Origin of the sequence: Burkholderia sp. Bmkn7, from assembly GCF_041103175.1 — a bacterium.
In the GTDB taxonomy this organism is placed as follows: domain Bacteria; phylum Pseudomonadota; class Gammaproteobacteria; order Burkholderiales; family Burkholderiaceae; genus Burkholderia; species Burkholderia cepacia.
The window spans coordinates 529,197-543,557 of record NZ_JBGCUH010000002.1 but is presented as its reverse complement, the minus strand read 5'-3'; the positions used below and the strand labels follow the sequence as shown (position 1 = coordinate 543,557).

The 14,361-nt window shown below is 65.3% G+C and carries 15 protein-coding genes and 1 pseudogene; 9 read left to right on the top strand and 7 right to left on the bottom strand.

Annotation, left to right across the window (positions count from 1 at the left end):
- The first annotated feature begins 6 nt into the window (after nucleotides 1-6).
- The 8 genes and pseudogenes from AB3K92_RS08335 (at nucleotide 7) to AB3K92_RS08300 (ending at nucleotide 6,176) form a co-directional block, all read left to right on the top strand.
- Nucleotides 7-612 carry a TetR/AcrR family transcriptional regulator gene (locus AB3K92_RS08335; RefSeq protein WP_059676363.1) on the top strand — a complete coding sequence of 202 codons (606 nt, stop codon included), beginning with the start codon at nucleotides 7-9 and terminating at the stop codon, nucleotides 610-612.
- A 114-nt stretch (nucleotides 613-726) separates the two neighbouring features.
- Nucleotides 727-954: pseudogene (locus tag AB3K92_RS08330) on the top strand (hypothetical protein); the annotation flags it as partial.
- Between the two features lie 237 nt (nucleotides 955-1,191).
- Nucleotides 1,192-2,169, top strand: a complete 978-nt coding sequence (locus AB3K92_RS08325; RefSeq protein ID WP_369464796.1) for a chromate resistance protein ChrB domain-containing protein — start codon at nucleotides 1,192-1,194, stop codon at nucleotides 2,167-2,169.
- Nucleotides 2,166-3,344: a chromate transporter gene (locus tag AB3K92_RS08320; RefSeq protein WP_369464795.1), complete on the top strand. Its 1,179-nt coding sequence runs from the start codon at nucleotides 2,166-2,168 to the stop codon at nucleotides 3,342-3,344. Before AB3K92_RS08325 ends, AB3K92_RS08320 begins: the two co-directional genes overlap by 4 nt.
- Nucleotides 3,345-3,768: 424 nt before the next feature.
- A complete protein-coding gene (locus AB3K92_RS08315; RefSeq protein ID WP_369464794.1) occupies nucleotides 3,769-4,173 on the top strand; it encodes a hypothetical protein in 405 nt (134 codons plus the stop codon).
- A 255-nt stretch (nucleotides 4,174-4,428) separates the two neighbouring features.
- A complete protein-coding gene (locus AB3K92_RS08310; RefSeq protein WP_124818357.1) occupies nucleotides 4,429-4,944 on the top strand; it encodes a hypothetical protein in 516 nt (171 codons plus the stop codon).
- Between the two features lie 258 nt (nucleotides 4,945-5,202).
- Nucleotides 5,203-5,820 carry a LysE family translocator gene (locus AB3K92_RS08305; RefSeq protein ID WP_021157593.1) on the top strand — a complete coding sequence of 206 codons (618 nt, stop codon included), beginning with the start codon at nucleotides 5,203-5,205 and terminating at the stop codon, nucleotides 5,818-5,820.
- Between the two features lie 107 nt (nucleotides 5,821-5,927).
- Entirely contained in the window at nucleotides 5,928-6,176 is a 249-nt protein-coding gene (locus AB3K92_RS08300) for a hypothetical protein (RefSeq protein ID WP_027790093.1), read from the top strand.
- 60 nt (nucleotides 6,177-6,236) lie between these two features.
- Here the strand turns inward: AB3K92_RS08300 and AB3K92_RS08295 are convergent, their stop codons facing one another.
- The 7 genes from AB3K92_RS08295 to pobA all read right to left on the bottom strand — a co-directional run bounded on the left by AB3K92_RS08295 (nucleotide 6,237) and on the right by pobA (nucleotide 13,309).
- Nucleotides 6,237-7,595, bottom strand: a complete 1,359-nt coding sequence (locus AB3K92_RS08295) for an MFS transporter (protein WP_021157591.1) — start codon at nucleotides 7,593-7,595, stop codon at nucleotides 6,237-6,239.
- 299 nt (nucleotides 7,596-7,894) lie between these two features.
- The gene (pcaC, locus tag AB3K92_RS08290; RefSeq protein ID WP_021157590.1) at nucleotides 7,895-8,281 is read right to left on the bottom strand and encodes a 4-carboxymuconolactone decarboxylase; all 387 of its coding nucleotides are present in this window, start codon (nucleotides 8,279-8,281) and stop codon (nucleotides 7,895-7,897) included.
- A 10-nt stretch (nucleotides 8,282-8,291) separates the two neighbouring features.
- Nucleotides 8,292-9,077 (bottom strand): 3-oxoadipate enol-lactonase, encoded by a 786-nt coding sequence (gene pcaD / locus AB3K92_RS08285; protein ID WP_060280203.1) that lies wholly within the window; start codon nucleotides 9,075-9,077, stop codon nucleotides 8,292-8,294.
- Nucleotides 9,078-9,093: 16 nt separating this feature from the next.
- Nucleotides 9,094-10,452 (bottom strand): 3-carboxy-cis,cis-muconate cycloisomerase, encoded by a 1,359-nt coding sequence (locus tag AB3K92_RS08280; RefSeq protein ID WP_369464791.1) that lies wholly within the window; start codon nucleotides 10,450-10,452, stop codon nucleotides 9,094-9,096.
- A gap of 88 nt (nucleotides 10,453-10,540) precedes the next feature.
- Complete coding sequence (locus AB3K92_RS08275) at nucleotides 10,541-11,197, bottom strand: CoA transferase subunit B (protein WP_006482308.1); 657 nt, start codon at nucleotides 11,195-11,197, stop codon at nucleotides 10,541-10,543.
- Nucleotides 11,198-11,216: 19 nt separating this feature from the next.
- Nucleotides 11,217-11,933 (bottom strand): 3-oxoacid CoA-transferase subunit A, encoded by a 717-nt coding sequence (locus AB3K92_RS08270; RefSeq protein WP_021157587.1) that lies wholly within the window; start codon nucleotides 11,931-11,933, stop codon nucleotides 11,217-11,219.
- A 143-nt stretch (nucleotides 11,934-12,076) separates the two neighbouring features.
- Nucleotides 12,077-13,309 carry a 4-hydroxybenzoate 3-monooxygenase gene (pobA, locus tag AB3K92_RS08265; protein ID WP_369464790.1) on the bottom strand — a complete coding sequence of 411 codons (1,233 nt, stop codon included), beginning with the start codon at nucleotides 13,307-13,309 and terminating at the stop codon, nucleotides 12,077-12,079.
- Between the two features lie 116 nt (nucleotides 13,310-13,425).
- Here pobA and AB3K92_RS08260 point away from each other — a divergent pair, with 116 nt between their 5' ends.
- Nucleotides 13,426-14,352, top strand: a complete 927-nt coding sequence (locus tag AB3K92_RS08260; protein WP_059489708.1) for a LysR family transcriptional regulator — start codon at nucleotides 13,426-13,428, stop codon at nucleotides 14,350-14,352.
- Nucleotides 14,353-14,361: the final 9 nt, after the last annotated feature.

Here is a 14,361-nt window from a genome sequence, read left to right as displayed (position 1 = left end):
AGGGATATGGCGGGACGACCGAGAGAATTCGATCGCGACATGGCGCTGAAACGCGCGATGCTTGCGTTCTGGCGGCGCGGCTACGAAGGCACGTCGATGTCCGACCTGGTCGAAGCGATGGGCATCGCGTCAGCGCGCATCTATGCCGCGTTCGGCAGCAAGGAAGCCCTGTTCCACGAGGCCGTGGCGCTCTACGAGCAAGGCGAAGGCGGCTTCGCCGATCGTGCGCTCGGCGAGGAAACCGATGTCCGCGCGGCCATCGAACGGATGCTGCGCGATGCCGTCGCCGCTTATACCAGGCGCGGCCAGCCGCACGGCTGCATGGTGGTGTCCGCCGCGACCAACTACTCGGCCGAAAACGAAGGTGTCATGGAATGGCTGGCCGCCCACCGGCGCGCACGCACGCAATCGATCGCCCAGCGTTTGCAGCTCGCGGCCGAACAGGGGCAGCTCGCGCGGGGCACCGACATCAAGGCGCTGGCCGATTTCTATGCAACGCAGTTGCACGGCATTTCCGTTCAATCCCGCGACGGGGTATCGAAAGAGCGCCTGCTCGCGTCCATCGGGCCGGCGATGATGCCGCTCGCGATGGCGGTGCGTGGCGGCGCGTAACCCGCCCGGTCGACCGACAGGACGGCCGTTTCGAGCTCGGGCAGATCGACCGGAAAAGCAACGCGGCAGACGACGCCACGCCCTTCGACAATCCGGTGCATGGCCGCAACGACCAACGAGCTCGTCGTCTTCAGGACAGATCTCCCCGACGATGCACTCCCTGTCGGCAAAGGACAGGTGATGGAGCACACCCTGAAAACAATCGGGGAAGTGGAAGATATCGCGCCCGGCAAGCGCAAGCGCATGTCATTCAAGCTCACGCCTGGCCACGACGCGCTGATCTGCAACCAGCCGGGCCACTATGAAGCGAGGATGCATACGGCACTTGTCGTGACGCCGTAGATCGTTCCGCAGGACCGAAATCCGGCCCGCAGCACCTGGGCGTCGCCTACCTCGTTCCGCATTACGCGGTCACTCATCCGACCCTCACCCGAGCGAGGCACGGCGCTTTCTTGGCGCGCCTCGTGCGAGCGGCACCCCTCGCACACCCTGGCCACCTGCCGGGAGCGCGTGCGGGACGACACGCGATCACTCAAATAAATTTTGTAGAAAACATAACCGAGACGTAGAATTCGCTACATGAAAACCCTTTCTACATGGTCGCTGCTTGTTCTGACCCTTCCGACGGAAAACGCGACGGCCCGCATGCGGTTCTGGCGCGCGCTCAAGGCGAAAGGCTGTGCGGTGCTGCGCGACGGTGTCTACCTGCTGCCCCACACCGAAGCGCACGAAGAGACGCTGCGTGAACTCGCGGGCGCGATTGCCGAGAGCGGCGGCGCAGCTCACCTGTTGCGCGCACCGAGTCTCGACCGGTCCCAGGAACAGGAATTCCGGGCGCTGTTCGACCGGGCCGACGATTACGCAACCTTCACGCGCGCGCTCGCCGACGTGCGCAAGACGCTTGACGGGCAATCAGCCGCCGAGCTCACTCGCCTGTTGCGTCGCCTGCGCAAGGATCTCGACGCCATCCGGGCGATCGACTATTTCCCGGGTGATTCGGCCACCCGCGCCGAAGTCGCCCTGCAGGATTTCGGTGCGCTGGTCGACACGGTGCTGTCGCCGGGCGAGCCGCATGCCGCGGACCGCGTCGTTCGTCCGCTCTCGATCGGCGAGTACCAGGGCCGCGCCTGGGCGACGCGGCAGCGGATGTGGGTCGATCGCGTCGCCAGTGCGTGGCTGATCCGCCGATTCATCGACGCGCAAGCGCGCTTCATCTGGCTCGCGTCGCCGGCCGATTGCCCGGCTGACGCGCTGGGCTTCGATTTCGACGGCGCGACTTTTACGCACGTGGGCGAGCGCGTGACATTCGAAGTTCTGCTGGCCAGCTTCGGACTCGACAAGGACCCGGCCCTGATGCGTGTCGGCGAGATCGTGCACGCGCTCGACGTGGGCGGTCCCGCCGCGCCTGAAGCAGTGGGCTTCGAGGCCGTGATGGCCGGCACGCGCCAACGGACGGAGAACGACGATCAGTTGCTCGAGCAGATGGGCGCCGTACTCGACTCCCTGTATGCGCACTTCACATCGAACGGCAAGAGCGAAACCCCAGCCAGATCATGACGACGACCATCGCCACGACCGAACCGATCTACTCGCTTGGCGAGCTGGTCGCCTACATGCTGCGTCTCGGCACGTTCGGTTTCGGCGGACCGGTCGCGCTCGCTGGCTATATGCGTCGCGATCTGGTCGAGCGACGCGGCTGGATAACCGAGGCCGACTACAAGGAAGGGCTCACGCTGGCCCAGCTCGCACCGGGGCCGATGGCGGCCCAGCTCGCGATCTATCTCGGGTTCGTCCACTACCGCCTTCTCGGGGCGACACTCGTCGGTATCGCGTTCGTGCTGCCGTCGTTCCTGATGGTGCTCGCGCTCGGGTTCGCGTACGCGCATTTTGGCGGGCTGCCGTGGATGCAGACCGTCTTCTACGGCGTCGGCGCCGCGGTGGTCGGCATCATCGCGATGAGCGCTTACAAGCTCACGACCAAGACCGTCGGCAACGACAAGCTCCTCTGGGCAATCTTCCTGACGCTGGCTGCCGTGACCTTCATCACGGAATCGGAAATCGCATGGCTTTTCGTTGCCGCAGGCCTGATCGGCTGGCTGTGGCGCGCGCCGCCCAGGTGGCTGCAGCGGGGCGGGCTGAATGCAGTTGCCGCCGCCAACTTGCCGGCAGCCAGCGGGCTACTGAGCGGCATCGACCTGCCGCAGCTCGTCCAGATCGGTGCGTTCTTCATGAAGGCCGGCGCGTTCGTGTTCGGCTCAGGACTCGCGATCGTGCCGTTCCTCTATGGCGGCGTCGTCACCGAACATCACTGGCTGAACGACAAGCAGTTCGTGGATGCCGTCGCGGTCGCGATGATCACGCCCGGCCCGGTCGTGATCACTGTCGGCTTTATCGGGTACCTCGTGGCGGGCCTGCCTGGCGCATGCGTCGCCGCGCTCGGGACATTCCTACCGTGTTACCTGTTCACGGTCATTCCCGCGCCCTACGTGAAGAAGTATGGGCACCGTCCAGGCGTCAAGGCATTCGTCGATGGCATTACGGCTGCGGCAGTCGGCGCGATCACGGGCTCCGTCCTCGTCATCGCGAAGCGATCGATCGTCGACGTCCCGACCGCACTGCTCGCCGTCACGACCGTGCTGCTGCTGTGGCGCTTCAAGAAGCTCCAGGAACCGGTGATCGTGACGGCGGCCGCCGTCATCGGACTCGTGGTTTTCCCGCTTCTCCACCATTGACTCGCGTCACCGGGAAACGAACATGACGTGCCAGGCAAGGACGTTGCCATGCGATCGTCGTTCTCATGTTCGAGAAAGCGACGCGAGCGAGCGTGGTGCGCTGCATCGGCCGCCCGGTGGAACGACACCGGGCGGTGATGACCAGGATCAGCAGTACGCGGAGATTGAGGCTCGCGTCTCGAGACCTCAACATCGAGCTCGAGAAGCTGCTCGGCAACCCTTACGAAAGAACCCGGCCTTGTTGGAAGGGTCATAAGTGGCATTTCCCCAGCGATTGCTGGCGTTTTGGGTACAGTCTCGTCATTTCTCTCCGGAGCAGTTGAGCCGGCCGGCACGGTCTTCACTCCGTTTGGCACGGCCGCAATGGATCAGGCTCAGTACGCTTGCACGTGTCCCAATTCAGCATTCAAGAAATGAGAAACCAATGCCGTTGATCACCATGCAACGAAGCCGATATTTCCCGGATGCCATCGGTTTGCTTGTTCTCATGATCCTTGTGGCAATCCTGTCGACCTTTGTATCGGTCTCCGAAATTTCACGACCCTTGTGGGTTCCAATCTATGCCGCGTGGGCTGCGAGCGCGATTTTTGCCTGGCGCAAGGTTGAACCGGAAGCGAAATCCTGGCTCAGGATCGGATTGTGTTCGATTGGTGGCGCACTTCTATGGTACGCCGTGACCCGAACTGCCAGTCACCGGATTTTTGGGGCCACGGAATCCGAGCTTTCCAAGGTCTTCGACCTACTGATTGCACTGATACTTTCCCCCGGTCTGACGTTTGTTGCGATCACTGGTTGGGTGCGTGCGCTTATACGGCGGAAACAAGATTGATCTCGGCCGGTGTGCAACTTGTTCACCCCGGCCCGCCCAAGGAGTCTATTTGACGGGTGCTCGGATCGGTACGAGATTTGAACCAATTGGACAGGACGTCGTCGGCCTGCTCGGCAGGTGTATACCGGCTATGAGAGGCTACGACTTGACGGTCCGTTACAACGCCTGGCTTGGTCTTGCGAAGGCGAGGTCACAACGCGAGCAACGGTGTTGGAACGGTGGGGACCCAGGCCGCCAACAAGCGATGGCAGACGCATGAGCGATGGTAGAAAAATGCAAACAGCTGATGACGGGCGTTTGGTGATGGGACATATTAGGCGGGCTTTTTCCGAGAGGAAAAAGCCGATGTCGGTCGTTCCAACCGTCTCACCCGACACGAACGAGTACTACGACGCATTGCACTTCTCAAACCTGCTCTGGGACGAGACGACTGCTTACGACTGGACAAACTACGCAGACGCGGTCTACAGATTTACTCCCGAAGCGTTCTGCTACTTTTTGCCCGGAATCATGCGCGTCTCGATCGAAGACAATCAGGTCGCGTTGACGGTCATCGAGAGCTTGATGGGGTCGTTGGACAGGTCGCCGGTTGTGGAATACTGGGACGACTATTTTCTGCAGCGTTGGCCCAAGCTGACAGACGTCGAGTGCGACGCTGTAATCGAATGGCTTCTCTGGCTCAACGAACATCCGCTCTCGCCATTCTCGAAAGACACGATTCTTCGTGCGTGCGAGACGCTGGAACTGGTAAAGAAGCATCGGACGGAGTAGCAGCCACATGATGGCTATTGTTCGCAAGGGCGATTTGACGAACCGCTTTCGTCCCACATTGAACGCAGCCAATTATTCAAAGACAACTTATTGAGACCGCGGGCATCTTTTCCGAGAGCCCACACACATCAACAACAACCCCACAGCAACACCCCTCCCCCGTACCGGCAATCGTCAATCAAACTGTACCGGTACTGTACAGAAAACCGTCGCTAAACTGACCTCCATCCCAGTCCAGAACAGAATGGAGAATCCGCGATGGAATTCCTCACCCTGAGCGCGCTGCCCGCCGGCATGCTGTTTGCGCTCGTCACGTCGATCACGCCCGGCCCGAACAACACGATGCTGCTCGCATCCGGCGTCAATTTCGGTTTCCGCCGCACCATGCCGCACCTGTTCGGCATCAGCACCGGCGTCGCGATCCTGATGCTCTGCGTCGGCTTCGGCCTCGGCGAAGCATTCAAGCGCCTGCCGCTGCTCTATACGATCCTCGAAGTCGCGAGCGTCGCGTACCTGCTGTACCTCGCGTGGCGCATCGGCACGTCGGGCGAAGTGAAGGCACACGGCGGCAAGCCGCGGCCGATGACGTTCATCGAAGCCGCCGCTTTCCAGTGGATCAATCCGAAGGCATGGATGATGGTGCTGACCGCCGCGACGACGGTCCGCCTGTCCGGCGACTACGGGATGAACGCCGCGTGGATGGCCGTCGTATTCATTCTGATCGGCTTTCCGTGCATCAGCCTGTGGGCCGCGTTCGGGCTCGGCCTGCGCCGCTTCCTGTCGAATCCCCGCGCGCTGCGCCTCTTCAACGTGACGATGGCCGTGCTGCTGATCCTGTCGCTCTACCCCCTGATCGCGCACCTGCTGCCGCAGTGAGCGCTCACGGCGTGCCCGTTGAGATTCGTGCCATGCAGGCGTACCCTTTTGGTACGGGCGCGCGCAACCGCTTCGCCGGTTGCGCCGCTGCTGCCGGGAGAGTGCCGATGAAGCCACTGCTGAGGGCGGGTGAACACATCGAGGGGATGCACTGGATCGCCGAGTATCGCCCGCTCACGCACGAGATTCGTGTGTTGCGCGAAGACATCGAGATCGGCATCTATTGCGCGCCGCCGACGATGTTCGGCGAAGAGGAAGACATGGGCGCCGCGAACCTCTCCGATCATCGCAGCCGGGAGGCTGCGCTGCGCGCGTATCTGCGCAATTTCGTGAAGGAACACGACGCGGAAGAATAACCGGCGGCCCGACGGCCGCCGTATCGGCGGGCCGGCGCATCGCACCGGCCCGCGCTTCGCTCAATGCCCGAGCGATTCGATCTTGCCTGCCGGCTGCGTCACGCCATGCGGCCGCGCCATCTGCTTGATCAGCAGCGCGACACACGCGAGCAAGCCCGCGACGGCGATCGTCGCGAACACGCCCGCGAACGAAAAATGCCGGCGCGTCAGCTCGGCGACGAGGAACGATCCCGCAATCCCGCCGAAGCGGCCGACGCCGAGCATCCACGCGACACCCGTGCCGCGCCCCTCGGTCGGATAGAACGCGGCGGCGAGCGCCGGCATCGACGATTGCGCGGTGTTCATCAGCACGCCGGCCACGAACACGACCAGCACGAGCAGCCCGACGTTGCCGGCCGCCTGCCCGATCGCATAGACGCTGACGGCCGTCAGCGCGTAGCACACAGCGATCACGCGGTTCGCGTTGAAGCGGTCCATCAGCACGCCGCACAGCACGGCACCCACACCGCCGAGCGGGAACAGCGCGGAGATCAGCGTCGCGCTCTTCGGCGTCAGCCCGGCATCCTTCAGCAGGATCGGCATCCAGTTGATCGACGCGTAGAAGATCACGAGCCCCATGAAGTACGCGAGCCACAGCATCACCGAGCCGACGATGTACGAGCGCGACAGCACGACGCCGAGGCCCTTGCTGCCGGTCTGCGGCGCGGCTTCGGTCATCGCGAACGAACCGGCGTTCAGCGCGTCGCGCGAGATCCGCGCGAGCGTGGCGCGGACCTTGTCGACATGCTGGCCGCTCGCGACCATGAAGCGCACCGATTCCGGCATCTTCAGCAGCAACAGCACGCCGAGCAGCAGCGGCGTCACGCCGCCGAGGATCAGCACGCTGCGCCAGCCGAAATGCGGAATCATCCACGCGGCCAGGAAACCGCCGAACGCGGCGCCGAGCGGGAAGCCGCAGAACATCAGGTTGATCACGGTCGCGCGGCGCTTGTCCGGGCAGAACTCGCCCATCATCGTGACCGCGTTCGGCATCGCCGCGCCCAGCCCGACGCCCGTGATGAAACGCAGGATCGTCAGGTGCCCGATCGTATTCGAGAAAGCGGACATCAGGCATGCGACGCCGAACAGGAATACCGAGCCGAGCAGCAGCGAACGGCGGCCGAGCCGGTCGGACAGCGGGCCCGACACGAGCGCGCCGCACGCGAGGCCGAACAGCGCGGCGCTGAGTACCGGTGCGAGATCGGGCTTGGTGAGGTTCCATTCGCCGAGCAGCGACGGCGCGATGAAGCCGATCGCGGCCGTATCGAAGCCGTCGAGCAGCACGATCACGAAACACATGAGGAACACGAGCCATTGAAAGCCGCCGAACGGCTGCTCGTTGATGAAGGTCTGGACATCGACCACGGGTGCGCGATTCATCGCTAGTCTCCTGTGTCGATCCAGGTTCGCGCCTTGGCGTCTACCTGGATCCCATGCGTCGTGGTCGACCGGCGTTGGCGCGTCAGCGCTTACTCCGGTCCCCAGCAACGCTAATAATGTATGAGCAATACGGCATGGCAGCCGCGCCCTTCCTTTGTTCGTCCACCAATCATCCGGTGTGCCGTGCGCCGATGCTCTGCCGGCGCGTTCATCGATTCCGTCGTCGACGGCCCGCTTGCGACAGCGGGCCATGCGATGGGTTGCGGCCGCCCTCAGCCGGCCGCGCCTGACCGACCGTCTTACGCGGCCGCGTCCTGTTCCTTGAAGATCTTGTCCGCGAGATGGAACGCGGAATTCGCGGCCGGCACGCCGCAATAGATCGCGGTCTGCAGCAGCACTTCCTTGATCTCGTCGCGGGTCACGCCGTTGTTGCGCGCGGCGCGCAGATGGAGCGCAAGCTCCTCGCCGCGATTGAGCGCCACCATCATCGCGATGGTCAGCAGGCTGCGCGTATGGCGCGGCAGGCCGTCGCGCGTCCAGATCTCGCCCCATGCATAACGCGTGATCAGGTTCTGGAATTCGTCGGTCACCTCGGTGCGGTTCTCGATCGAACGATCGACGTGCGCGTCGCCGAGCACCGCGCGACGCACCGTCATCCCTGCTTCGTAACGTTCCTGGTCGTTCATCGCCGGTGCCTCACGCGGTCAGGAAATCGAGCAGCGCGCGGTTGAAGCCGTCGGTGCACTCGATGTTCGAAATATGCGCGGCGTCGAATTCGACGTGCTGCGCACCCGGAATCGCGGCGGCGAGCGCGCGGCCCTGGTCGGGCGGCGTCGACATGTCCTTCGCGCCGGTCACGACGAGCACCGGCAGCGCGATGCCTTTCACCTCTTCGCGCAGGTCGGCGGCATTCAGCGCGTCGCAGTTCGCCGCATAACCGTCCTTGTCGGTATGCACGAAGGTGTCGCGGATCGCATCGAACAGGCGCGGCTCACGCTCGACGAATGCGTCGGTGAACCAGCGCGGCAGCACGGCGTCGGCGAGCGCGGCCATCCCTTCGGCGCGTGCCTTCTGCGCGCGCGGCGCCCACACTTCCGGCGAACCGATCTTTGCCGCGGTGTTCGACAGCACCGCGCGCACGATGCGCGACGGGAAGCGCGCGGCCAGCGCCGCGCCCGTCAGCCCGCCCATCGAGATCCCGCAGAAATGCGCGCGATCGATGCCGACGTGGTCGAGCAGGCCGATCACGTCGCCGGCGAGCTGCTCGATCGTGTACGAGCCGGCCGGTGCTTCGGAGTGGCCGTGGCCGCGCGTGTCGTAGCGCAGGATGTTGAAGTGCTGCGTGAGCGGACGGATCTGCGGTGCCCACATCTGCAGGTCGGCGCCGAGCGAATTCGAGAAGACGAGCCACGGCGCGTCGTCGCGCGCGGCACGGTCGATCCGGTAATGCAGTTTCACGCCGTTGACAGTGGCGAAAGGCATCTCAAGGTTCTCCTGGTTATTTCGCGCCCGCGTGCAGCGCGAGCACGGCGTCGACATAGGCCTGCGCCTCGCCGACGTAATGTGCGGGATCGAGCAGCCGCGCGAGCGCGTCGCGCGACAGGTGCGCCGACACGGTCGCATCGGCGGCGAGCACATCGAACAGCGTCGAGCCCGTGCGCACGGCTTCCTTCGACGCATGCTCGACGACGTGATGCGCGTCGAGCCGGCCGATCTTGTCGCCGAGCGCGAGCATCACCGCTTCGCCGAGAATCAGCCCGCGCGTCAGGCCGAGATTCGCGGCAAGGCGTTCGGTGTTCACGTCGAGGCCCGCGACGATCTGGGCGATCTGCGCAAGCGCGCCGCCGGTCAGGCGCGCGAGATCGGGCAGCGCGTCCCATTCGGCCTGCCAGCCGCCGAGCGCACGTTCATGTTCCTGGACCATGCCCGCGAACACCGTCGCGACGAGGTTCGGCGCGCGCACCGCGGCGGTGAGCACCGCCGCGCAACCGACCGGGTTGCGCTTGTGCGGCATCGTCGACGAGCCGCCCTTGCCGGCGGCGGCCGGTTCGCCAAGCTCGCCGACTTCGGTCTGCATCTGCAGCGACGCGTCGCGCGCGATCTTGCCGAGCGTACCCGTCAGCATCCCGAAGCAGGACGCGGCTTCCGCGATGCGGTCGCGCTGCGTGTGCCACGGCACGGCCGGTGCGGCGAGCTTCAGGTCCGCCGCCAGCGCGGCCGTGACGCCGGCCGCGTGCTCGCGCAGGCTCGCGAGCGTGCCGGCCGCGCCGCCGAACTGCAGCACGAGCGCGCGTTCGCGCAATTCGGCGAAACGCGCGCGATGGCGCAGCAGCGCGTCGAGCCATTGCGCGAATTTCAGGCCGAGCGTGATCGGCAGCGCCTGTTGCAGCCACGTGCGGCCGATCATCGGCGTCGCGCGATGCGTGCGCGAGAGCGCCGCGAGCGACGCACACGTTTCGTCGAGCATCGGCTCGAGCACGTCGAGCGTGTCGCGCAGCTGAAGAACGGTCGCGGTATCGATGATGTCCTGGCTCGTCGCGCCCCAGTGCACGAACTTCGCGGCCTCGGGGTCGTCGGCCTTCACTTGCGCGGTGAGCTGCTTGACGAGCGGAATCGCGAGATTGCCGCCGAGCGCCGCGCCGTGCGCGAGCGCGTCGGCGTCGAGCCGGCTTGCGTCGCACGCGCGTTCAATCGGCGCGACCGCGGCGGCGGGAATCACCTGCTGCGCGGCGAGCGCACGCGCGAGCGCGGCCTCGACGTCGAGCATCCGCTGGATCGTCGCGCGGGGCGACCAGATCCGGTTGAGCGGCTCGGTGCCGCAGATGAGGGAGGTCAGGCGGGCGCTGTCTTCGAGCATGGCATCAGATTGGGGAAACGGCGTGCGCCTATTGTCCACCCAAGCGCGCCGGCATGCGCGCAAACGCACGCGCCGGCACGTCGGTGGTTCAGGCAGCCGCCTTTTGCGTCGCGTCGATCAGCGGCACGCCGGTCAGCTTCTGCAGTTCGTCGAACGACAGGTCGGTGAAGATCTCGCTCACGGCCAGCCCGTCGGCCGTCACGTCGAGCACGGCCAGATCCGTATAGATACGGCTCACGCATTGCACACCGGTGACCGGATACGAGCACTGCGCGACGATCTTGCTCTCGCCCTGCTTCGTCAGGTGCTCCATCATCACGAACACCTGCTTCGCGCCGATCGCGAGGTCCATCGCGCCGCCGACCGCCGGAATCGCATCGGGTGCGCCCGTATGCCAGTTCGCGAGGTCGCCGTTCGCCGATACCTGGAACGCGCCGAGCACGCAGTAATCGAGGTGGCCGCCGCGCATCATCGCGAACGAATCCGAATGGTGGAAATACGCGCCGCCGGTGAGCAGCGTCACGTGCTGCTTGCCGGCGTTGATCAGTTCGTCGTCTTCCTCGCCCGGCGCGGGCGCGGGGCCCATGCCGAGCAGGCCGTTCTCGCTGTGCAGGAAGATCTCCTTGCTCGGGTCGAGGTGGTTCGCCACCAGCGTCGGCACGCCGATGCCGAGGTTCACGTACGCGCCTTCGGGGATGTCCTGGGCGACGCGCTTGGCCATTTCATCGCGGGTCAGTCGTTTCATGTCGTTTTCTCCAGGCGGGTCAGGCGGCTTGCGATGCAGCATGTTCGGCAGCCAGCTCGGCCGCATGCGCGGCCTGCGGCACCTCGACGACGCGCTGGACGAAAATGCCCGGCGTCACGATGTGTTCCGGGTTCAGCGCGCCGAGCGGCACGACTTCCGACACCTGCACGATCGCGACCTTCGCCGCGCTGGCCATGATCGGCCCGAAGTTGCGCGCGGTCTTGCGATACACGAGATTGCCCCAACGATCGCCCTTGTACGCCTTCACGAGCGCGAAATCGGCGTGGATCGGCGTCTCGAACACATACGGCTTGCCGTCGATCACGCGCGTTTCCTTGCCTTCCGCGAGCTTGGTGCCGTAACCCGTCGGCGTGAAGAAGCCGCCGATGCCGGCGCCCGCCGCGCGGATACGCTCCGCGAGGTTGCCCTGCGGCACGAGTTCCAGCTCGATCTCGCCGGCGCGGTACAGCCCGTCGAACACCTGCGAGTCGCTCTGGCGCGGGAACGAGCAGATGATCTTGCGCACCTGCTTCGCCTTCAGCAGCGCCGCGAGGCCCGTCTCGCCGTTGCCCGCGTTGTTGTTGACGATCGTCAGGTCGCGCGCGCCCTGTTCGATCAGCGCGTCGATCAGCTCGGACGGCATGCCGGCCGTGCCGAAGCCGCCGATCATGATTGTCGCGCCGTCGTGGATGTCGGCCACCGCCGACTGAAGCGATTCGAAAATCTTGTTGACCATGTCTCTTCCTGATACGAACCCGCGGCTCGATGCGCGGCCTGTCGAGGGGACACGCGCGTGCCGCGTGTCGCGCCGGGGCCGATCTCGATCCCGGTATTTGTTCGCCAATCGAACCTAGATTCGATTAGCGAACGATGGGCCGATCATAGAGTCGCGCACAGCGCGTTGTCAAGGCGGGTTCCCTCGGGGGCCGTCGCGTCATTGAACGGCAGCCCGACGTAGTTTTCGGCGAGCGACTGCGCGGCGGCCCGCGAGCGCGTCACGTATTTCAGCTCGGCAAACTTCAGGCGATTGACGAACGGCGAATCCTCCGGCGACGAGTGCAGCATGTTCGTCATGAAGTACGAGAAATGCTCGGCCCGCCATACGCGTTCGAGGCAGGTCGCCGAATACGTGTCGAGCAGCGTCGCGTCGCCGTTGCGGTAGCGCGCGCCGAGCGCGCGGGACAGCGCGCGGACGTCGGCCACCGCGAGGTTCATCCCCTTCGCGCCGGTCGGCGGAACGATGTGCGCGGCGTCGCCGGCGAGGAAGAGGCGCCCGTGCTGCATCGTCTCCGACACGAAGCTGCGCATCGGCGTCACGCTTTTCTGGGTGATCCGGCCCTCGGTCGGCGTCCAGCCCGTGTCGTTCGAGAAGCGCGTGTGCAGTTCGTCCCAGATCCGCGCATCGGACCATTCGGTGAGGTCCTCGTCGGGCTTGCACTGCAGGTACAGGCGCGTGACCGTCGGCGAGCGCATCGAGAAGAGGGCGAAACCGTTGTCGTGATGCGCGTAGACGAGCTCGTCGAGCGACGGCGCCGCGTCGGCGAGGATGCCGAGCCACGCGAACGGATACACGCGCTCGAACGTGTTCAGCCGCTCGGCCGGGATCGTCTGGCGCGCGATGCCGTGGAAGCCGTCGCAGCCGGCGATGTAGTCGCAGTCGATGCGGTCTTCGCGGCCGTCCGCATGCTTGAACGTGACGAACGGGTGTTCGCCTTCGACGTCGTGCAGCGCGACGTCGCTGACTTCGAAATGCATCTGGTGGCCATGCTCGACGCCCGCCGCGATCAGGTCGCGCACGACTTCATGCTGGCTGTAGACGGTGATCGCGCGCCCGCCGGTCAATTCGGACAGGTCGATGCGATGGCGCTGCCCGGAGAACAGCAGCTCGATGCCGTGATGCTCGAGCCCTTCGCGGCGCATCCGGTCGCCGAGGCCGGCGTCGTTCAGCGTATCGACCGTACCCTGCTCCAGCACGCCGGCGCGGATGCGGTTCTCGCAGTATTCGCGCGAACGCGCTTCGACGAGGATGGAATCGACGCCTTGCAGGCGCAGCAGATGGGAAAGCAAAAGGCCGGACGGGCCGGCGCCGATGATGGCGACCTGGGTGCGCATTGTTCGTCTCCTGAACATTAATTCGAATCGTCGAACACATTTGAGCGCTTTCCCGACTATGCGGCAACGCGATTCAGGAGATATGTTGTATACGTTTTCAAGATACTGGCCTGGCGATGGAAGCGCTCGATCTGAACCTCATTCCCTACCTCGTCGCGCTCGACGACACGCGCAACGTGAGCCGTGCCGGCGACCTGCTCGGCGTAAGCCAGCCGCGCGTGAGCACGGCGCTCGGCCGGCTGCGCGAGTACTTCGGCGATCCGCTGTTCGTGCGCACGTCGCGCGGGATGGAACCGACGCCGCGCGCGCTCGCGCTGCTGCCGGCCGCCCGCGACGCGCTCGCGCAGATCGAGCGCGGCCTCGTCGCGCCGCACGACTTCGACCCGGCCGCGAGCACGCATACGTTCTCGATCGCGCTGTCGGACGTGGGCGAGATCGTGTTCCTGCCGAAGCTGCTGCAGGCGTTCGCGATGCGTGCGCCGCACGCGAACCTGCGCTCGGTCTCGCTCGCGCACGACGAAGTCGGTCGCGGCCTCGAAGCCGGGTCGATCGATCTCGCGGTCGGCTACTTCCCCGATCTCGACGGCAACAACTTCTTCCAGCAGCGGTTGTTCACGCACCGGTTCGTCTGCCTGATGCGGCGCGGCCACCCGTTCGAACAGGCGCCGCCGTTCACGGTCGAACAGTTCCTCACCTGCGGGCATGCGGTGGTGCGCGCCGAAGGGCGCAGCCAGGAGGTGCTCGAGAAATATCTCGCGAAGCAGCGCATGCAGCGCCGCGCGGTGCTCGAGACGCCGCATTTCATGAGCCTGCCGTTCATCCTGAGCCGCACCGACCTGATCGCGACGGTGCCGCATGCGATCGGCTACGCGTATGCAGCCGAGCACGCGTTCATCGTGCCCGTCGAGCCGCCGCTCGCCCTGCCGCGCTTCGACCTGAAGCAGCACTGGCATCGCAAGTACCACAACGATCCGCGCACCGCGTGGCTGCGCGGCGTCGTCGCGTCGCTGTTCAACGACGAGCAGGACGAGTGGCCGAAGTGAGCGCCGGGC

Bases quoted from the DNA above. Each gene is read 5' to 3' on its own strand.
- AB3K92_RS08335 (WP_059676363.1), top strand. From the start codon at position 7: ATGGCGGGACGACCGAGAGAATTCGATCGCGACATGGCGCTGAAACGC.
- AB3K92_RS08325 (WP_369464796.1), top strand. From the start codon at position 1,192: ATGAAAACCCTTTCTACATGGTCGCTGCTTGTTCTGACCCTTCCGACG.
- AB3K92_RS08320 (WP_369464795.1), top strand. From the start codon at position 2,166: ATGACGACGACCATCGCCACGACCGAACCGATCTACTCGCTTGGCGAG.
- AB3K92_RS08315 (WP_369464794.1), top strand. From the start codon at position 3,769: ATGCCGTTGATCACCATGCAACGAAGCCGATATTTCCCGGATGCCATC.
- AB3K92_RS08310 (WP_124818357.1), top strand. From the start codon at position 4,429: ATGAGCGATGGTAGAAAAATGCAAACAGCTGATGACGGGCGTTTGGTG.
- AB3K92_RS08305 (WP_021157593.1), top strand. From the start codon at position 5,203: ATGGAATTCCTCACCCTGAGCGCGCTGCCCGCCGGCATGCTGTTTGCG.
- AB3K92_RS08300 (WP_027790093.1), top strand. From the start codon at position 5,928: ATGAAGCCACTGCTGAGGGCGGGTGAACACATCGAGGGGATGCACTGG.
- AB3K92_RS08295 (WP_021157591.1), bottom strand. From the start codon at position 7,595: ATGAATCGCGCACCCGTGGTCGATGTCCAGACCTTCATCAACGAGCAG.
- pcaC (WP_021157590.1), bottom strand. From the start codon at position 8,281: ATGAACGACCAGGAACGTTACGAAGCAGGGATGACGGTGCGTCGCGCG.
- pcaD (WP_060280203.1), bottom strand. From the start codon at position 9,077: ATGCCTTTCGCCACTGTCAACGGCGTGAAACTGCATTACCGGATCGAC.
- AB3K92_RS08280 (WP_369464791.1), bottom strand. From the start codon at position 10,452: ATGCTCGAAGACAGCGCCCGCCTGACCTCCCTCATCTGCGGCACCGAG.
- AB3K92_RS08275 (WP_006482308.1), bottom strand. From the start codon at position 11,197: ATGAAACGACTGACCCGCGATGAAATGGCCAAGCGCGTCGCCCAGGAC.
- AB3K92_RS08270 (WP_021157587.1), bottom strand. From the start codon at position 11,933: ATGGTCAACAAGATTTTCGAATCGCTTCAGTCGGCGGTGGCCGACATC.
- pobA (WP_369464790.1), bottom strand. From the start codon at position 13,309: ATGCGCACCCAGGTCGCCATCATCGGCGCCGGCCCGTCCGGCCTTTTG.
- AB3K92_RS08260 (WP_059489708.1), top strand. From the start codon at position 13,426: ATGGAAGCGCTCGATCTGAACCTCATTCCCTACCTCGTCGCGCTCGAC.